The organism is Dactylosporangium sp. NPDC006015 (genome assembly GCF_040614215.1).
GTDB classification, from domain to species: Bacteria; Actinomycetota; Actinomycetes; order Mycobacteriales; family Micromonosporaceae; genus Dactylosporangium; species Dactylosporangium maewongense.
Genome location: NZ_JBEXUD010000002.1, coordinates 396792 through 412719, shown reverse-complemented (window position 1 = coordinate 412719; position 15928 = coordinate 396792). Strand labels below are relative to the sequence as shown.

Below are 15928 nucleotides of genomic sequence, written 5' to 3'. Positions count from 1 at the left end.
CCGCGGATCGGGACTGCAGGTCTTTGCTCAGGCGGGCGCTGGGGTGCAGCGGAGGCGACGGCATGAGCGCATTGATGCTCGACGAGCGCAGCAAGGCGGCGCCGGGCAGGCGGATCGTGACGGCCGGCGGAGGGGTCGTCACGAGCTCGCTCGACGAGTTCGCCGAGCGGGTCAGGCTGCGGATGACCGTCGGCAGCGTCGAGCCGACCCCCTCGGCGGTGCTGGAGGCGGTGCGCGCCGAGCCTGGCGCCGCGCTGCTCGGCGAGAGCACGCTGCGGCAGGTCGCCGACCGTCTCATCGGCGAGATGATCGGCGCGGGTGGGCTCGCCCCGCTGCTCGCCGACCCGTCCGTGACCGACGTGCTGGTCAACGGTGTGGAGGTGTGGGTCGACCGCGGCGCGGGGCTGCGGCGAGCCGGCGGACGGTTCGGCGACGCGACCGAGGTGCGGCGGCTGGCGCAGCGGCTCGCGGCGAGCGCCGGGCGGCGGTTGGATGACGCGTCCCCGTTCGTCGACGCGCAGCTGGCCGACGGCACCCGGCTGCACGCGGTCCTGCCGCCCATCGGCCGGGAGGGGCCGTATCTGTCGCTGCGGACGTTCCGCCGGCAGACGTTCACGATCGACGAGCTCATCGCGCGCGGCACGTTCGACCCCGGCGCTGCCCGGCTGCTCGCCGCGATCGTCGCGGCGCGGATCCCGTTCCTGGTGACCGGCGGCACGGGCACCGGCAAGACCACCGTCCTGGCGGCGCTGCTGTCCCTGGCCCCGCCCACGGAGCGGCTCGTCGTCGTAGAGGACGCCGCGGAGCTGCGACTCTCGCACCCGCACGTCGTGTCGATGCAGTCGCGGATGTCCAATGTGGAGGGCGCCGGCGAGGTGACCCTCCGCGACCTGGTCCGCCAGGCGCTGCGGATGCGCCCCGACCGGCTGGTCGTCGGCGAGTGCCGCGGCGCGGAGATCGTCGACCTGCTCGGCGCCCTCAACACCGGGCACGAAGGCGGAGCGGCCACCCTGCACGCCAACTCGCCGGCCGACGTGCCGGCCAGGCTCGAAGCGCTCGGGCTGCTCGGTGGCGTGCCGAGAGCGGCGCTGCACGCCCTCGCCCACGCGGCGCTGCGGGTCGTGATGCACCTGCAGCGAGCCGACGACGGCAGCCGCCACCTCAGCGAGATCTGCCTCCTGGAGGCGCATCCGGAGCAGCGCACCACCGTCATGGCCACCGCCTGGCGGCGCGGCACCGGCAGGGCGGCCGCGGCCGACCAGCTGGAGACGTTGATCGCCGCCCGAGGCATCACACCGCCCCGCTCCTCGGGGCCCTGGCGCTATGAGAGAGGAACGGGCTGGCAATGAACGCCATCGACCTGGCCCTCATGACCGGCGGCGGCATGACCGTCTTCTGTGGACTGTTCGTGCTCCGCCGGCGCCGGGCGCGCGCCCGGCTCGACCGCATCACCCGGCATCGCAGGACGACCATCGCCGCACGATGGCCGAAGACGGACCGGCTGCAGGCCGCGCTCGTCGACCGTCCCCGCGCGACCATCACCGCCGGCTGCGTGGCCGCGGCCGGGATCGGGCTGCTGAGCGGTGGCCCGGTCGCCGCCGTGCTGGCGGGGGCGTATGCGGCGGTCGGGCTGATCGGTGTGCGCCGCCAGCTGGCACGCCGGGCGGCCGACCGTGCGGTCGCCGAGCTGCTCGACACGATCGAGGACGCGGTCGGTGACCTGCGCGCGGGCATCGTGCCCTTTGCGACCGCCGCGCCTTATCCGGGCGGGGCGGACGTGGAGCTGTACACCACGCCGAGCCCATTCCGCACGCCTGGTGCGGGCGGCCTCGGGGCGACCGTCCGCCGGATCTGGGAGGCCGCCGACAGGCAGGACGGTCAGCCCACCGGCCGCGACCGGAATGCGCAACGGCGCCGGCCCCCTGCAGGTCGGAACGCTGCCGAGGCCGCACTCGCTGCGAACCGTCGCCACACCGGTCGGGGCGCCATCACCGGCCGGGCTGCCGTTGGCGGCTGGGCTGCTGTCGATGGCCGGGCTGCGGTCGGCGGATCGGCCGGGGCGGATGGCTGGCCCGCGATCAACGGCCGGCCTGCGGTCGATGGCTGGGCTGCTGTCGATGGCCGAGCTGCGGAACGTGGCCGGTTCGCAGGCGGCTGGCAGATGACGAATGACCAGGTTGCCGAACATGGCGGGGTTGCCGACGGCTCCCCGACGGTGGTGAACGGCCGGGCCACGGGCGATCTCCCCGCAGCAGATGGTGGCCGGGCGGTCGGCCGGTATGGGGTCGAGAGCGGCCGGGCAACGACAGGCTGGCCGGCGGCGGGAACTGGTCAGGTCGCGAATGGCTGGTCGGCCACGAGAACTGATCGGACTGCGAGTGGCCGGGATGCGAGTGGCCGGGATGCGAGTGGCCGGGATGCGAGTGGCCCAGCCGCGAGTGGTCGGGCTGCGAGTGGTCGGGCTTTGGGTGACCGCGTGGCGGGCGGGGGCGTGGTGTCGAGCGGTGGTCTGGTCGGCGGCGGGGTCGGGGCGGCCGGGTCGTCTGGTCGAGCGCGCGGCGGGCGGGCGCGGAGGCGCGAGGAGGCTGCGGTCGCGGTCGCGATGGCGCGTCTGGAGGCCGCGCACCGGGTCAGTGAGGCGCTCGGCACGCCGCTCGCCGATCTCCTTGACCAGGTTGAGGCCGACCTGCGGGCGGGGCAGGCCCTCCGGCTCAACCTCGCGGCGCAGACGTCCGGGGCGCAGACGACCACGACGCTGCTGGTCGGGTTGCCGGTGGCGGGGCTGTGGCTCGGCGCGAGCATCGGGGTCGACCCCGTCGGCCAGCTGCTGCACACGCCGCTCGGTGCGGCGTGCGCGATCGTCGCGGTCGCGTTGCAGTGCGCTGGGATGTTGTGGACCGGGCGGATGGTCGGGTCCGTCGTCGCGGAGGTGCGGTGATGGGCCGGGGGCGACGGTGGCTGTACGCGATCGGTTGTGGCCTGGCCGCCGGGCTGCTGCTGGGCGGGCTCGTGGGCGTCGTGGCCGGCGTCGTGTCGGCGGTCGCGGCGGAGCGGATGCTGCGGCGGGTCGAGTCCCCGCACGTGCGGCGGGAGCGGGCGATGGCCCGGGGTGACCTGCCGTTCGCGACGGATCTGCTCGCCGCCGCGTTGAGGACCGGCGCGCCACCCGATCGTGCGGCGATCGTGGTCGGGGAGGCGGTCGGCGGGCCGGTCGGGACCAGGTTGACGCTCGTCGGACGGGCACTGCGGCTCGGTGCGACGCCGCGGGATGCCTGGGCGCACCTGGCCGACCTGCCCGGCGGGCGGCGGCTTTCCCGGGTCGCCGCCCGCAGCGCCGACCGGGGCACGGCGCTGACGCAGGCGCTGGAGCGGCAGGCGGCGGACCTGCGGGTCGCGAAGGCCGCGGCCGGCGAGGCGTCGGCGCGCCGGGTCGGCGTGCTGGTGGTGCTGCCGCTCGGGGTTTGCTTCCTGCCCGCGTTCGTGCTGATCGGGGTCGTGCCGGTGGTCGCCGCCATCATCCGCGACGTGGTGGGCGCCCTGTGATTCGTATTCCAGTTCATCGATCGGTTTGGTTCAGCGTCATCGTGAAGGAGCACCAGTGCACAACCTCCGCGCCCGTCTTCGTGCCTTCCGCCGGGAAGACCGTGGGTCGCACAGCATCGAATACGTCCTGGTCATCGGCGTCGGGGTGGCGCTCGCCGCGGTGCTGCTGAGGGTGGTCGTGTCGGATTCGACGTACGACGCCATGTTCCGCCTGATCGGCGGTGCGCTGGCATGAGAGACGACCGGGATCGTGGCGCCTGCCGTGGGGGTCCGTGGCGCCGGCGGAGATGGACGCTCCGCAGCGGACGGGCCGACGACCGCGGATCGGCGACGGTCGAGTTCGCCGTGACACTCCCCGGAGTCGTCGTCCTGCTGCTGATCTTCGTCGCCGGGTGGAGCGCCTTCGCGGCCAAGGTGCGCCTCACCGACGCGGCGGGGCTGGCGGCACGGGCGGCGGCCCGCGGCGAGCCGGTGGCGTCCCGCGGCGCCATGCCGGCGGGCGCCACGATCTCGGTCCAGCGTGACGGTGACCTCGTCCGCGTGACGGTGCGCCAGCGGGTCGGCCTCGGCCCGCTGCCGTCGATCACGTTGCAGGAGGAGGCCGCCGCCCTGATCGAACCCGGAGCGGAGTCCTCATGACCGGGCGGCGACAGGCGGCCGGGGCCCGGGATCGCGGGTCGATCTCGCTGCTCATGGTGGTGCTCGGGGTCGTGTTCGTGGGGGCGCTGCTCGCCGGGATCGGTCTGGGCGGGGCCAAGGTCGCGCGGCACCGGGCGCAGAACGCGGCCGACGCGGGTGCGCTGGCCGGGGCGGTGTGGGCGATCGACGGTCCGGCGGTGGCCTGCGCGGTCGCCGGCCGGGCGGTCACGGCCAATGACGCGAGTCTGGTCAGCTGCGCGGTCGACGGGTTCGAGGTGCGGGTGACCGTCGAGGTCCGCCTGGGCGACGGGATGGCCGGCGGCAAGGCGAGCGCCCGCGCGGGGCCGGTGTGGTCCACCGGTACCGGCGACGCTGACGACGACAGATGACTACAGCGACGCGAGGACGAGCGAGAGGACCTGGACCGCATCGTGCTTGTTGAGGGGGTTGTTGCCGTTGCCGCACTTGGGGGACTGCACGCACGAGGGGCAGCCCTGCTCGCAGCGGCACTCGGCGACGACGGCACGGGTGGCGCCGAGCCAGTCGGTGGCCACGTCGAACGCGCGCTCCGCGAAGCCGGCGCCGCCGGGATGGCCGTCGTAGACGAAGACGGTCGGCAGCCCGGTGTCGGTGTGCAGCGCGGTCGACAGGCCACCGATGTCCCAGCGGTCGCAGGTCGCGACGAGCGGCAGCAGGCCGATCGACGCGTGCTCGGCGGCGTGCAGGGCGCCGGGCCAGTCGACCTCCGCGATACCGGCCTCGTCGAGCGCCTCGGGGGACACGGTCCACCAGACGGCGACGGTCTTCAGGATGCGTTCGGGGAGGTCGAGCTGGCAGGTGTCGATGACCTCGCCGCTGGTGATGCGGCGGCGCTGGTAGCTGACGACCTGAGAGGTCACCTCGACCTCCCCGAGCGAGAGCGTGACCGGGCCCGCCGTGCGGGTCTGGCGGACCGACAGGACGGTGAGGGAGGTGACGTCGCGGGGATGGGTGCTCCAGTCTGGCTCCTCGGCGTGGACGAGCGCGACGGAGTCGGCCAGGTCGAGCTTGTCCACGACGTACGAGATGCCCTGGTGCAGGTGGACCGCCCCGGTGTGGACCTGATGGTGCGCGGAGCCGGTGTCGACCGTGCCGAGCAGGCGGCCGGTGGCCTCCTCCACGACGGCGATCGGCCCGCCGCCCGCCCCGCGGAGGTCGACGTCCGGGCGGTGGCGCTCCGTCCAGTACCAGCCGCTGGGCCGCTTCCGCAGGATCCCCGAGGCGACCAGGGCGTCGAGCGTGGCCTCGGCGGTCGGCCCGAAGAGCGGCAGGTCCGCCGGGGTGAGCGGCAGTTCGGCGGCGGCGCAGCACAGTTGCGGCGCGAGGACGTGTGGGTTGCCGGGGTCGAGGACCGTCGCCTCGACCGGCTTGCCGAACAGGGCCTCCGGGTGGTGCACGAGGTACGTGTCGAGCGGGTCGTCCCGGGCGACCAGCACGCACAATGCGTCGCGGCCCGCCCGGCCGGCCCGGCCCGCCTGCTGCCAGAGGGAGGCGAGGGTGCCTGGATAGCCTGAGATGAGGACCGCGTCGAGACCGACGAGATCGACGCCGAGCTCCAGGGCGTTGGTGGACGCCAGGCCGAGCAGGGTGCCGTCCATGAGGTCGCGTTCGAGGGCGCGGCGCTCTTCGCGGAGGTAGCCGGCGCGGTAGGCGGCGACCCGGTCGCCGAGGCCCGGCACGGCCTGGTCGAGCGAGCGCCTTGCCATGCTCGCCACCACCTCGGCGCCCTTGCGGGACCGGACGAAGGCGAGTGTCCGTACGCCGGCGATGACTGCCTCGGTGAGCAGGTCGGCGGTCTCCCGCAGTGCCGACCGCCGCACCGGCTCCGCGTCCCGCCCGGCGCCCGCGAAGTCACGCGCCGCCCCGGCGACGCCGCCCGCTGCGGTTGCGACGCCGCCCGTGGGTGTGGACCTGCGCGCGGTTGCGGAGGCGCCGGCGGTTGTGGAGCTGTGAGCTGCGGTCGGATTGGCCCCAGTCGTGGAGCCGCGCGTGGATGCGGAGGCGCACGCGGTCGTGGAGCTGTGCGCGTTTGCGGAGCCGCCTGTGGCCTTGGCGTCGGCAGTGGTTGACAAGCTGAGGGCGGTTGTGGGGCTCTGCGCCGAGGTCGTGGGGCTGGCCGCGGGTGTAGAACCGGCCGTGGTTGTCGGGGTGGCCGCGGTCGTGGAGCCGCGCGCGGTTGTGGAGTCGCCTGCAGTCGTGGGGGCGGGGATAGAGGTGTGCGGTGTGGCGGAAGGGCGGGTGGCGACGGCGGGTGTGGTGCGTTCCGCGACCGTGGTCATGAGGGTGGGGTCGTCAGGGAGGAGGAGTTCGGCTTCGCCGATGCCGGAGAAGTCGGGGGGCGGCGGGAGCAGTGGTGGTTCCCAGAGGGCGAACGTCACCCCGCCGCGTGGCGATGCGTCTGTGGTCACGGCGGTCATCGGCAGGCCGGTCAGGCGCGAGCCGGAGGACCGCGGGTCGCCTGAGGTGGCGGACGCCAGGACGAAGCACGGGGACGGCAGGCCGCGAGGCGTGTAGCGGGCGGTCACCCGGCGCAGGCGGCGCAGGACGTGGGCGACGTGGGAGCCGAAGACGCCGCGGTACGTGTGGCACTCGTCGACGACCACGAAGCGCAGGCCGCGCAGGAAGCGGGTCCACGAGGCGTGGTTGGGCAGGATGCCGTGGTGGAGCATGTCGGGGTTGGTGAGGACGACGCGGGCGTGCTGGCGGACCCAGTCGCGTTCCTCGCGGGAGGTGTCGCCGTCGAAGGTGGCGGGGCGGGTGTCCGGCAGGTCGAGGGCTTGCAGCGAGCGGAGCTGGTCGGCGGCCAGGGCCTTGGTCGGCGAGATGTAGAGCATCGTGGCCTTGGCGTCGCGCAGCAGGGCGGAGAGGGCCGGCAGTTGGTACGCCAGGGACTTGCCCGAACCGGTGCCGGTGGCGACGACGGTGTGGGTGCCGGACCACGCGAGGTCGGCGGCGGCGGCCTGGTGGGTCCACGGGAGGGCGACGCCGCGGGCCTCGAAGGCGGTGCGCAGCGAGGGCGGCGCCCACGACGGCCACGCGGCGGTGGACCCGGCGCGGGGCGGCACGTGCTCGACGTGGGTGAGCGACTCGGCGCGGTGGGACGGTAGGAAGGAGTGCGGAAGTACGGCCGTCACGTCGAGCACTCTAAGACAGATGTTCGAAGAAGATGGCGTGATACACGTGTGGCAATTGTGGGAAACAGGGTGGACGCGTCGCCTTGTGGAGGCGTCGATGGTTAGATGCCCGTGAGACTCATTGTGCGCAGCACCCGCCAGAAGAGGAGGTCCGCATGGAGCTGTCGTTGTCGACGTACGACTCCGGCGACCACACAGTGCTCGAAGTCGGCGGTGAGGTGGATGTGTACACCGCGCCACGGCTTCGCGAGAAGCTGGTCGAGCTCGTCGAGACGGGTGCCCGCCATGTCGTGGTCGACCTGAGCCGGGTGGAGTTCCTCGACTCGACCGGGCTCGGTGTGCTCGTGGGCGCGTTGAAGCGGCTGCGGGCGGTCAACGGCACGTTCGGGCTGGTGTGCGCGCACGAGAGGCTCCTGAAGATCTTCCGGATCACCGCGCTGGATCGGGTGTTCTCCCTGTACGACTCCGTGGCCGCCGCGACCGCCGCGGCCGGCTCGGACACCGAACCCACGGCGTAGGTTCATGCCCACAGTCAGGCTGTCGTTCTCGCCGGCGGCCGCACACGTCCGCACCGCCCGTCTGGTCGGTGTGGCCGTCGCGCGGCGCGCCGGTGTCGCCGAGGAGCTGCTGGAAGAGGTCAGGCTCGCCATCGGTGAGGCGTGCTCCCGTGCCGTCGCGCTGCACCGCTCGCACGGGCTGGACGACCTGGTCGACGTCGCGATGGCCGACGGCGACCGGTTCACCGTGCTGGTGGTCGACCGGGCGGCGAACGGGGCGATGGTGACCCGCGCCGAGGGTGAGACCGGGGATGAAGTCATGGTGCTGTCGGACCCGGCGCTGCCGCTGACCACCCCGCCCGACCTCCTCGCGGAGGAGGCGGTCGCGGCGAGGATGGGGCTCGCCCTGCTCGCCGGGCTCGTCGATGACCTCAACGTCTCCGAGCTGGGCGAAGGCGTCGGCACGCAGGTGCGCATGTCGTGGCCGCTGGAGCGTCCGACGGAATAGAGCCGCCGGGGCGCCCGGCGGGACGGCCGTGGGAGCGCTCAACGGAGTGGCCACCTGGAACGCCCAATCGAGTGAAGCGCGCCACAAACCGGACCATCGACAAAAAGCGATCTCTTGAAACGCGCAAGTCGGTGTGACCACAGACACGCTCTGCGGCTAGAGTACGGCGATCGTGTATGACGGGCCTGGTCATTGGGTACCTCGACCGTCCAGCACGGCTCCCTTGGGAGAACCCGCCGCCGGCCTGACCGCTCGCGGCGCTGTCATGTGTCGGTACAGGAGGACAACGAATGTCCGCAACACTCGTCGCAGCCGACGAGATTTCCCTCAGCGGGAACAACCTGACCTACGTCGTCGTCGCGCTCGTCATCGCCTTCGTGGCGCTGGGCTTCGCGGCCGCGCTGGTCAAGGCTGTGCTCGCGACTGGTCGGGGCACCCCGAAGATGCAGGAGATCGCCGGGGCGGTGCAGGAGGGCGCGACCGCGTATCTCACTCGCCAGTTCAAGACCCTCGGCATCTTCGTCGTCATCGCCGTGGTGGTGCTGTTCCTGCTCCCCGTGGGTGACGTCGGGGACAACGAGACCATGGTCAAGATCGGAAGGTCGGCGTTCTTCATCGTCGGCGCGGTCTTCTCGGCCTTCATCGGCGGCGCCGGTATGGCGCTGGCCACCCGCGCCAACCTGCGCGTCGCGGCGGCGGCCCGAGAAGACGGCGGCCGGGAGAAGGCGATGAAGATCGCCTTCCGCACCGGTGGCGTCGTCGGCTTCCTCACCGTGGGCCTCGGCCTGTTCGGCGCGGCGCTGGTCGTGCTGATCTTCAAGAGCGACGCCCCGACCGTGCTGGAGGGCTTCGGCTTCGGCGCCGCGCTGCTCGCGATGTTCATGCGGGTCGGCGGCGGCATCTTCACCAAGGCCGCCGACGTCGGCGCCGACCTGGTCGGCAAGGTCGAGCAGGGCATCCCGGAGGACGACCCGCGCAACGCCGCCACCATCGCCGACAACGTCGGCGACAACGTGGGTGACTGCGCCGGTATGGCCGCGGACCTGTTCGAGTCCTACGCCGTGACCCTGGTCGCCGCGCTGATCCTCGGCCGGGCCGCGTTCGGCGAGGAAGGCCTGGTCTTCCCGCTCATCGTCTCGACGATCGGTGTCATCGTCGCGATCCTCGGTGTGGCGCTCACCCGCCTGCGCCCCTCCGACCGCAACGGCCTGGTCGCCATCAACCGGGCGTTCTACATCTCCGCCGCAGTCTCCGCGGTCCTGGTGGCCGTCGCCGCGGTCGTCTACCTGCCCAAGACGTGGGCCGGCCTGCACGGCCAGACCGACTCGCTCAAGGCGATCGTCGGGCTCACCGGCGGCGACGCGCCGCCGTTCGGCCCGCACGTGACCGCCATCATCGCCTGCATCATCGGCATCGTGCTCGCCGCGATCGTCCAGGCGCTGACCGGGTACTTCACCGAGACCGAGCGCCGCCCCGTCAAGGACATCGGCAAGAGCGCCCTCACCGGTCCGGCCACCGTGGTGCTCGCCGGCATCAGCGTCGGTTTCGAGTCGGCCGTCTACTCCGCGCTGGTTATCGGCGCCGGCGTGTTCGGCGCGTTCCTGCTCGGCGGCGGCTCGATCACCCTGTCGCTGTTCGCGGTCGCCATGGCCGGCACCGGCCTGCTGACCACTGTCGGCGTCATCGTCGCCATGGACACGTTCGGCCCGATCAGCGACAACGCGCAGGGCATCGCCGAGATGTCCGGCGACATCGACGAGCGCGGCGCCCGCACGCTGACCGAGCTCGACGCGGTCGGCAACACCACCAAGGCGATCACCAAGGGCATCGCGATCGCCACCGCGGTGCTCGCCGCCACGGCGCTGTTCGGCTCCTACACGGACTCGATCCTCAAGGAGTTCAGCCAGGTCGAGGTCGACAAGTTCCTGAACGTGGCCAACCCGGGCAACCTGGTCGGCCTGCTCATCGGCGCGGCGGTCGTGTTCCTCTTCTCGGGCCTGGCGATCAACGCCGTCGCCCGCTCGGCCGGCGCGGTCGTGTTCGAGGTGCGCCGCCAGTTCCGCGAGTTCCCGGGCATCATGGACTACAGCCAGCGCCCGGAGTACGGCAAGGTCGTCGACATCTGCACCCGTGACGCCCAGCGTGAGCTCATCACCCCGGGTCTGCTCGCGGTGATGGCGCCGATCGCGGTCGGCTTCGGTCTCGGCGTCGGCCCGCTCGCGGCGTACCTCGCCGGTGCGATCGGCACCGGCACGCTGATGGCGGTCTTCCTGTCCAACTCGGGTGGCGCGTGGGACAACGCGAAGAAGCTCGTCGAGGACGGCACGCACGGCGGCAAGGGCTCCCCGGCGCACGCCGCGACGGTCATCGGCGACACCGTCGGCGACCCGTTCAAGGACACCGCCGGCCCGGCGATCAACCCGCTGATCAAGGTCATGAACCTGGTCGCGCTGCTCATCGCGCCCGCCGTGGTCGTCTACACCACGGGCGACGGCAGCCCGGCGGTCCGCTTCGCGATCGCGATCGCGGCGACGCTCGTCGTCGCCGTGGCCGTGCTCATCAGCAAGCGCAAGCCGGTCGCGGTCGACGCCGGCAACGGCGACGACTCCAACGCGCAGGAGACGACGCCGGAGCGGGTCACCGCCTGACCCTCCACCGATCCGACGCCCCGGCCGGGAGCATCCGGCCGGGGCGTCGTATTTGTCGAACAGACGATCGGTTCTAGGCTTCCATCCATGCACTTCCGCGCCGTCGCCACAGCCGCCCTCATTGTCGTCGTTTCGACGGGTATGAGCGGCTGCGGCGACGACGGCAGCGGCGACATCGCCCCCAAGCACTGGGCGCTGCAGGTGTGCACGGCGCTCACCCCCTGGCGGACCGAGATCGCCGACCTGACGACGAAGGCCCAGCAGCAGCTGCAGTCGGCGACGACCGCCGCGCAGACCAAGACCAACATCGTCGACCTGCTCGCCGGCGCCGAGACCTCGAGCGAGAAGGCCCGGGCCGGGATCAGCGGCGCCGGCGTGCCCGACGTCTCCGGCGGCGACAAGGTCGCCCAGCAGTTCACCGGCTCGCTCGCGAAGGCCCGCGACGCGTATGGCAACGCGAAGCGCTCCGTCCAGGGCCTGCAGACCGCCGACGCGAAGGCGTTCTACACCTCGGTCGGGTCCACGTTCGCGGTGCTCAAGGAGGAGTACGAGCAGAGCGCCATCGACCCGCAGCACGTCAAGCAGAAGGACCTGCAGAAGGCCTTCAACGAGGTGCCCGAGTGTCGGTGACGCCGGCTCGGAGCCGGCAACTGTCGCTGTTCGGGGTCGAGGCGCGCCCGCCCACCCCGATGGACCTGGAAGGCCTGCTCGCCGGCGCGGGCGAGGTCGGCAGGATGGGCGGCACCGCGAAGGTGTCGATCGAGGTCGAGGACGCCTGGCGGGCCGACGTGCTGCGCGCCGAGTGCGAGCAGCGGGGCCTGGTCGTGTCCTGCGAGCCGACCGGCGTCGAGGACCGGTGGACCGTCCGGACGGCGTACGCGGCGCTGCTGGCCCCGCTCGCGGCCCGCTGGCTCGACGGCACCGCGAAAGTTTCCCCACCCGACCTGGTGCTCGACGGCCGGCGGCTGCGGCTGTGGGTCGCGGCGGCGGGATCCTGGGACGGCCAGCGCGCCTACCTGCTCCGCCTCGCCCCGAGCCGCCCCGCCCTGACAGGCGAGGACGTCGATCCCGAAGCGGCGGACGACCAGGTCATCCCGTTCGACCCGTCGGGCGACATCTCGGAAATGTCCGGGGCGGGGGGCGGCACGGACGCCGACGGGGTCGGAGCGGGAAGCGAGGCGCGGCGAACCGGACGAAGCGGCACCGGCCAGGGTCCGGCGGGCGCGGCGGACGTAGGTGATGCCGGCGACGACGGGTCGGCCGCGGCCGGCGTCGAAGCGGTCGAGGGCGCGTCGGGCAAGCCCCGAGCAGGAGACGGGGCGGAGTCGGCCGGCGACGAAGGCCTCGACGAGATCGAGGACCTGCCCGGCAAGCCCCGGGTGAAGGCGAAGAAGAAGGCCGCACCGCTCATCTCCGGGTTCGACCCCGGCCCCGTCGACCTGGGCGTGGAGGTCGAGGACTGGGTCGACGACGTCCGCGACGAGTGGCCCGACTCCGGGGTCGCCGACCTGCCCACCGTCGAGCTCGACGCCGTCACCGAACCGCCGGCCGAGGCTCCCGCGGTACCGACGCAGCAGGACAAAACCGATGAAACCTCCATCAACAGGAGAATCGCGGACAACTGGGTCGCTATCGGAGATGCCCTGTCGGCCGTCGGATTGATCGCGGTGTTCGTCGGTCCCAAAGCCGGCGGGCCTGCGTACCGGATCGTGGGACTGCGACGCGTGACACGTCTCGCGGAGCTCGTCGGTGAGCCACCGGCCGGGGCGCCGAACGCGAGTTGGCCGAGGTGACCGCGGGGTAGGCTGGTCAGTCGGCGCGCAGTGTGATTCCACCCGCCATCGGGGTCACCGCCGTACGACAAAGCGTGACAAATACGGCAGCCGATGCGACACGATCGCAAGATCGGGCAGGTAGCGCTTCTGCTTGGGTGTACCGTGGCGCCGATCGGCGTGTCGCGAGCCGACCGCCGGGTGCCGCATTGCGCAACTCGGCGCGAGAGCGCGCGTTACGTTTGACACATGTCCGTCCGCACCGGGGAGAGCTGTGCCGAACTCCGCCAACACGAAGCGGCTGGTGATCGTCGAGTCGCCGGCGAAGGCCAAGACGATTTCGGGCTACCTGGGCCCGAATTACGTCGTGGAGGCGAGCTTCGGCCACGTCCGTGACCTGCCTGTGGGCAAGAAAGACATGCCCGAGGACCTCAAGAGCAAGCCGTGGGCCTACCTGGGCGTCGACGTCGACAACGATTTCACCCCGGTCTATGTCATCTCGGCGGACCGGCGTAAGCAGATCACCCGGCTCAAGGAACTGCTGAAGTCGGCCAGCGAGGTCTACCTCGCCACAGATGAGGACCGCGAGGGCGAGGCCATCGCCTGGCACCTCTTCGAGACCTTGAAGCCGAAGGTCCCGGTCAAGCGGATGGTCTTCCACGAGATCACCCGGCCGGCGATCCAGGCCGCCGTCGCCAACCCGCGCGAGATCAACCGCGCGCTCGTCGACGCCCAGGAGGCCCGGCGCATCCTCGACCGCCTCTACGGCTACGACCTGTCCACCGTCCTGTGGAAGAAGGTCCAGGGCGGCCTGTCCGCCGGCCGCGTGCAGTCGGTCGCCACCCGGATCGTGGTCGAGCGCGAGCGGCAGCGGATGAAGTTCCGCTCCGCCGAATACTGGGACATCCTCGCCAAGCTCCTGCCCGACGGCGACACCCGCACGTTCAACGCGACGCTGCTCGCCATCGACGGCGACAGGGTCGCCACCGGCCGCGACTTCGACCCGGAGACCGGCAAGGTCCGGCCCAACGCCGGCGTCATCCACCTCGACGAGCAGGGCGCCCGCGGCCTCGCCGCCCGCCTGGAGGGCCGGCCGTTCACGGTCACCCGGGTCGAGGAGAAGCCGTACCGGCGCAAGCCCGCCGCGCCGTTCATCACCTCGACGCTGCAGCAGGAGGGCTCGCGCAAGCTGCGCCTGTCCAGCGCGCAGACCATGCGGATCGCGCAGCGGCTGTACGAGAACGGCTACATCACGTACATGCGAACCGACTCGGTGAACCTGTCCGAGGCCGCGATCGCCGCCGCCCGCAAGCAGATCCTCGACCTCTACGGCCCGAGCGCCGTCCCGCCGCAGCCGCGCCGCTACACCGGCAAGGTCAAGAATGCGCAGGAGGCGCACGAGGCGATCCGCCCCGCCGGCGACAGCTTCCGCACGCCCGGCGACGTGGCCAAGGAGCTCAGCGCCGAGGAGCTGCGCCTGTACGAGTTGATCTGGCAGCGCACCATCGCGTCGCAGATGACCGACGCGGTCGGCAACAGCACCTCCGTCCGGATCAACGCGACCACCCCCGCCGGCGAGTCGGTCGACTTCAGCACCACCGGCAAGACCATCACCGATCCTGGCTTCCTGCGCGTGTACGTGGAATCCTCCGACGACGAGAACGCGGAGGCCGAGGACGCCGAGCGGCGCCTGCCGGTGCTGGTCAAGGGCCAGACGCTGACCGAGAAGGGGCTGACCGCGACCGGGCACACCACCCAGCCGCCGGCCCGCTACACCGAAGCCTCGCTGGTCAAGGTGATGGAGGAGCTCGGCATCGGGCGCCCCTCCACGTACGCCTCGATCATGGAGACGATCAACAACCGCGGCTACGTGTTCAAGCGCGGCCAGGCACTGATCCCGTCGTTCCTGGCGTTCGCCGTGGTCGGGCTGCTGGAGAAGCACTTCCCGCGCCTGGTCGACTACGACTTCACCGCGTCGATGGAGAACGTCCTCGACGAGATCGCCAACGGTGACGAGAGTGCCGTGGACTTCCTGCGCCCCTTCTACTTCGGTGGAGACACGGGCGACGAAGGGTCGGTGCCCCGCCAAGGCGGGCTGAAGCGCATGGTCACCGAGCGCCTCGGCGAGATCGACGCCCGCGGGATCAACTCGATCCCCCTGTTCCGCGACGAGGCCAACCGCGACGTCGTCGTGCGCGTCGGGCGGTACGGGCCGTACCTGCAGCGCTTCCTCGCCGACCAGCCCGAGGGCGACGAAGGCGACCGCGCGACCGTGCCGGACGGGCTCGCCCCGGACGAGCTCACCCCCGAGAAGGTCGCGGAGCTGTTCGTCGGCGGCGCCAGCGGCGAGCGCAAGCTCGGCGAGCACCCCGAGACCGGCGAGCCGATCGTCCTCAAGTCGGGGCGCTACGGGCCGTACGTGTCGACCGGCGAGAAGAACTCCTCGCTGTTGTCCACCCAGTCGCCGGAGCACCTGACCCTCGAAGAGGCCCTGCAGCTGCTGACCCTGCCGCGGCTCGTCGGCAAGGACCCCGACGGCGTGGACATCATCGCCTCGCCCGGCCGGTACGGGCCGTACATCAAGCGCGGCACCGACACCCGTTCGCTGGAGAACGAGGGCCAGCTCTTCACGATCTCGCTCGACGCGGCCATGGTGCTGCTGCAGCAGCCGAAGACCCGCGGCCGCGCCGCTGCCAAGCCGCCGCTGCGCGAGATGGGCCCCGACCCGGCGACCGAGAAGCCGCTGGTCATCAAGGACGGCCGGTTCGGCCCGTACGTGACGGACGGCGAGCACAACGCGTCGCTGCGCCGCAACCAGACGGTCGAGTCACTCTCGGTGGACGAGGCGAGCGAGATGCTGGCCGAGAAGCGGGCGAAGGGCCCGGCGCCGAAGAAGCGCGCGGCGAAGAAGGCCACGAAGAGCGCCGAGGACGGTACGGCGGCTTCCACTTCCACTTCCGCGAAGAAGACGGCGGCGAAGAAGACCACGGCGGCGAAGAAGACGACCACCGCGGCGAAGAAGGCAACCCCGGCCAAGAAGGCAGCCCCGCGGAAGGCCACCTCGGCGAAGAAGTCGACCCCGCCGGGAGAGTGACCAGCCAGCGTTGCCGACGCACAGCCACCAGTCCGGATACGCACGGTCGCCGCA

At 72.1% G+C, this 15928-nt stretch carries 13 protein-coding genes; 12 read left to right on the top strand and 1 reads right to left on the bottom strand.

All coding sequences use genetic code 11. The features are described from left to right. Positions 1 to 62 precede the first annotated feature (62 nt). The 6 genes from ABZ321_RS04915 (at position 63) to ABZ321_RS04890 (ending at position 4571) form a co-directional block, all read left to right on the top strand. Positions 63 to 1349 carry a TadA family conjugal transfer-associated ATPase gene (locus tag ABZ321_RS04915; RefSeq protein ID WP_354889430.1) on the top strand — a complete coding sequence of 429 codons (1287 nt, stop codon included), beginning with the start codon at positions 63 to 65 and terminating at the stop codon, positions 1347 to 1349. Further along, the gene (locus tag ABZ321_RS04910) at positions 1346 to 2938 is read left to right on the top strand and encodes a hypothetical protein (RefSeq protein WP_354889429.1); all 1593 of its coding nucleotides are present in this window, start codon (positions 1346 to 1348) and stop codon (positions 2936 to 2938) included. Before ABZ321_RS04915 ends, ABZ321_RS04910 begins: the two co-directional genes overlap by 4 nt. Next, the gene (locus ABZ321_RS04905; protein WP_344509079.1) at positions 2938 to 3543 is read left to right on the top strand and encodes a type II secretion system F family protein; all 606 of its coding nucleotides are present in this window, start codon (positions 2938 to 2940) and stop codon (positions 3541 to 3543) included. The genes ABZ321_RS04910 and ABZ321_RS04905 overlap by 1 nt, the downstream gene beginning before the upstream one ends. A gap of 55 nt (positions 3544 to 3598) precedes the next feature. Next, positions 3599 to 3778: a DUF4244 domain-containing protein gene (locus ABZ321_RS04900; protein WP_344509081.1), complete on the top strand. Its 180-nt coding sequence runs from the start codon at positions 3599 to 3601 to the stop codon at positions 3776 to 3778. 110 nt (positions 3779 to 3888) lie between these two features. Next, entirely contained in the window at positions 3889 to 4182 is a 294-nt protein-coding gene (locus ABZ321_RS04895) for a TadE family type IV pilus minor pilin (protein ID WP_354889427.1), read from the top strand. After that, a complete protein-coding gene (locus tag ABZ321_RS04890) occupies positions 4179 to 4571 on the top strand; it encodes an Rv3654c family TadE-like protein (protein WP_354889425.1) in 393 nt (130 codons plus the stop codon). Before ABZ321_RS04895 ends, ABZ321_RS04890 begins: the two co-directional genes overlap by 4 nt. On the opposite strand, the gene ABZ321_RS04885 is transcribed toward ABZ321_RS04890, so the two are convergent. Continuing rightward, a complete protein-coding gene (locus ABZ321_RS04885) occupies positions 4572 to 7355 on the bottom strand; it encodes a DEAD/DEAH box helicase (protein ID WP_354889423.1) in 2784 nt (927 codons plus the stop codon). 155 nt (positions 7356 to 7510) lie between these two features. On the opposite strand from ABZ321_RS04885, the gene ABZ321_RS04880 reads away from it, so the two are divergent. From ABZ321_RS04880 to topA, 6 genes are all read left to right on the top strand, one after another. Beyond that, positions 7511 to 7873, top strand: coding sequence for an STAS domain-containing protein (locus ABZ321_RS04880; RefSeq protein ID WP_344509087.1), 363 nt, complete (start codon positions 7511 to 7513; stop codon positions 7871 to 7873). A 4-nt stretch (positions 7874 to 7877) separates the two neighbouring features. Continuing rightward, positions 7878 to 8360, top strand: a complete 483-nt coding sequence (locus tag ABZ321_RS04875; protein WP_344509089.1) for an ATP-binding protein — start codon at positions 7878 to 7880, stop codon at positions 8358 to 8360. A 290-nt stretch (positions 8361 to 8650) separates the two neighbouring features. Next, a complete protein-coding gene (locus tag ABZ321_RS04870; protein ID WP_354889420.1) occupies positions 8651 to 11008 on the top strand; it encodes a sodium-translocating pyrophosphatase in 2358 nt (785 codons plus the stop codon). Between the two features lie 87 nt (positions 11009 to 11095). Next, a complete protein-coding gene (locus tag ABZ321_RS04865; protein ID WP_344509093.1) occupies positions 11096 to 11638 on the top strand; it encodes a hypothetical protein in 543 nt (180 codons plus the stop codon). Beyond that, on the top strand, positions 11635 to 12801 hold the full coding sequence (locus ABZ321_RS04860) for a hypothetical protein (protein ID WP_354889418.1): 1167 nt from the start codon (positions 11635 to 11637) through the stop codon (positions 12799 to 12801). The genes ABZ321_RS04865 and ABZ321_RS04860 overlap by 4 nt, the downstream gene beginning before the upstream one ends. A gap of 253 nt (positions 12802 to 13054) precedes the next feature. Then, positions 13055 to 15874, top strand: a complete 2820-nt coding sequence (gene topA / locus ABZ321_RS04855) for a type I DNA topoisomerase (protein WP_354889416.1) — start codon at positions 13055 to 13057, stop codon at positions 15872 to 15874. The last annotated feature ends 54 nt before the right edge of the window (positions 15875 to 15928 follow it).

Excerpts from the sequence above, each read along its gene's own strand:
- ABZ321_RS04915 (WP_354889430.1), top strand. The coding sequence starts at position 63 with ATGAGCGCATTGATGCTCGACGAGCGCAGCAAGGCGGCGCCGGGCAGG.
- ABZ321_RS04910 (WP_354889429.1), top strand. The coding sequence starts at position 1,346 with ATGAACGCCATCGACCTGGCCCTCATGACCGGCGGCGGCATGACCGTC.
- ABZ321_RS04905 (WP_344509079.1), top strand. The coding sequence starts at position 2,938 with ATGGGCCGGGGGCGACGGTGGCTGTACGCGATCGGTTGTGGCCTGGCC.
- ABZ321_RS04890 (WP_354889425.1), top strand. The coding sequence starts at position 4,179 with ATGACCGGGCGGCGACAGGCGGCCGGGGCCCGGGATCGCGGGTCGATC.
- ABZ321_RS04880 (WP_344509087.1), top strand. The coding sequence starts at position 7,511 with ATGGAGCTGTCGTTGTCGACGTACGACTCCGGCGACCACACAGTGCTC.
- ABZ321_RS04875 (WP_344509089.1), top strand. The coding sequence starts at position 7,878 with ATGCCCACAGTCAGGCTGTCGTTCTCGCCGGCGGCCGCACACGTCCGC.
- ABZ321_RS04870 (WP_354889420.1), top strand. The coding sequence starts at position 8,651 with ATGTCCGCAACACTCGTCGCAGCCGACGAGATTTCCCTCAGCGGGAAC.
- ABZ321_RS04865 (WP_344509093.1), top strand. The coding sequence starts at position 11,096 with ATGCACTTCCGCGCCGTCGCCACAGCCGCCCTCATTGTCGTCGTTTCG.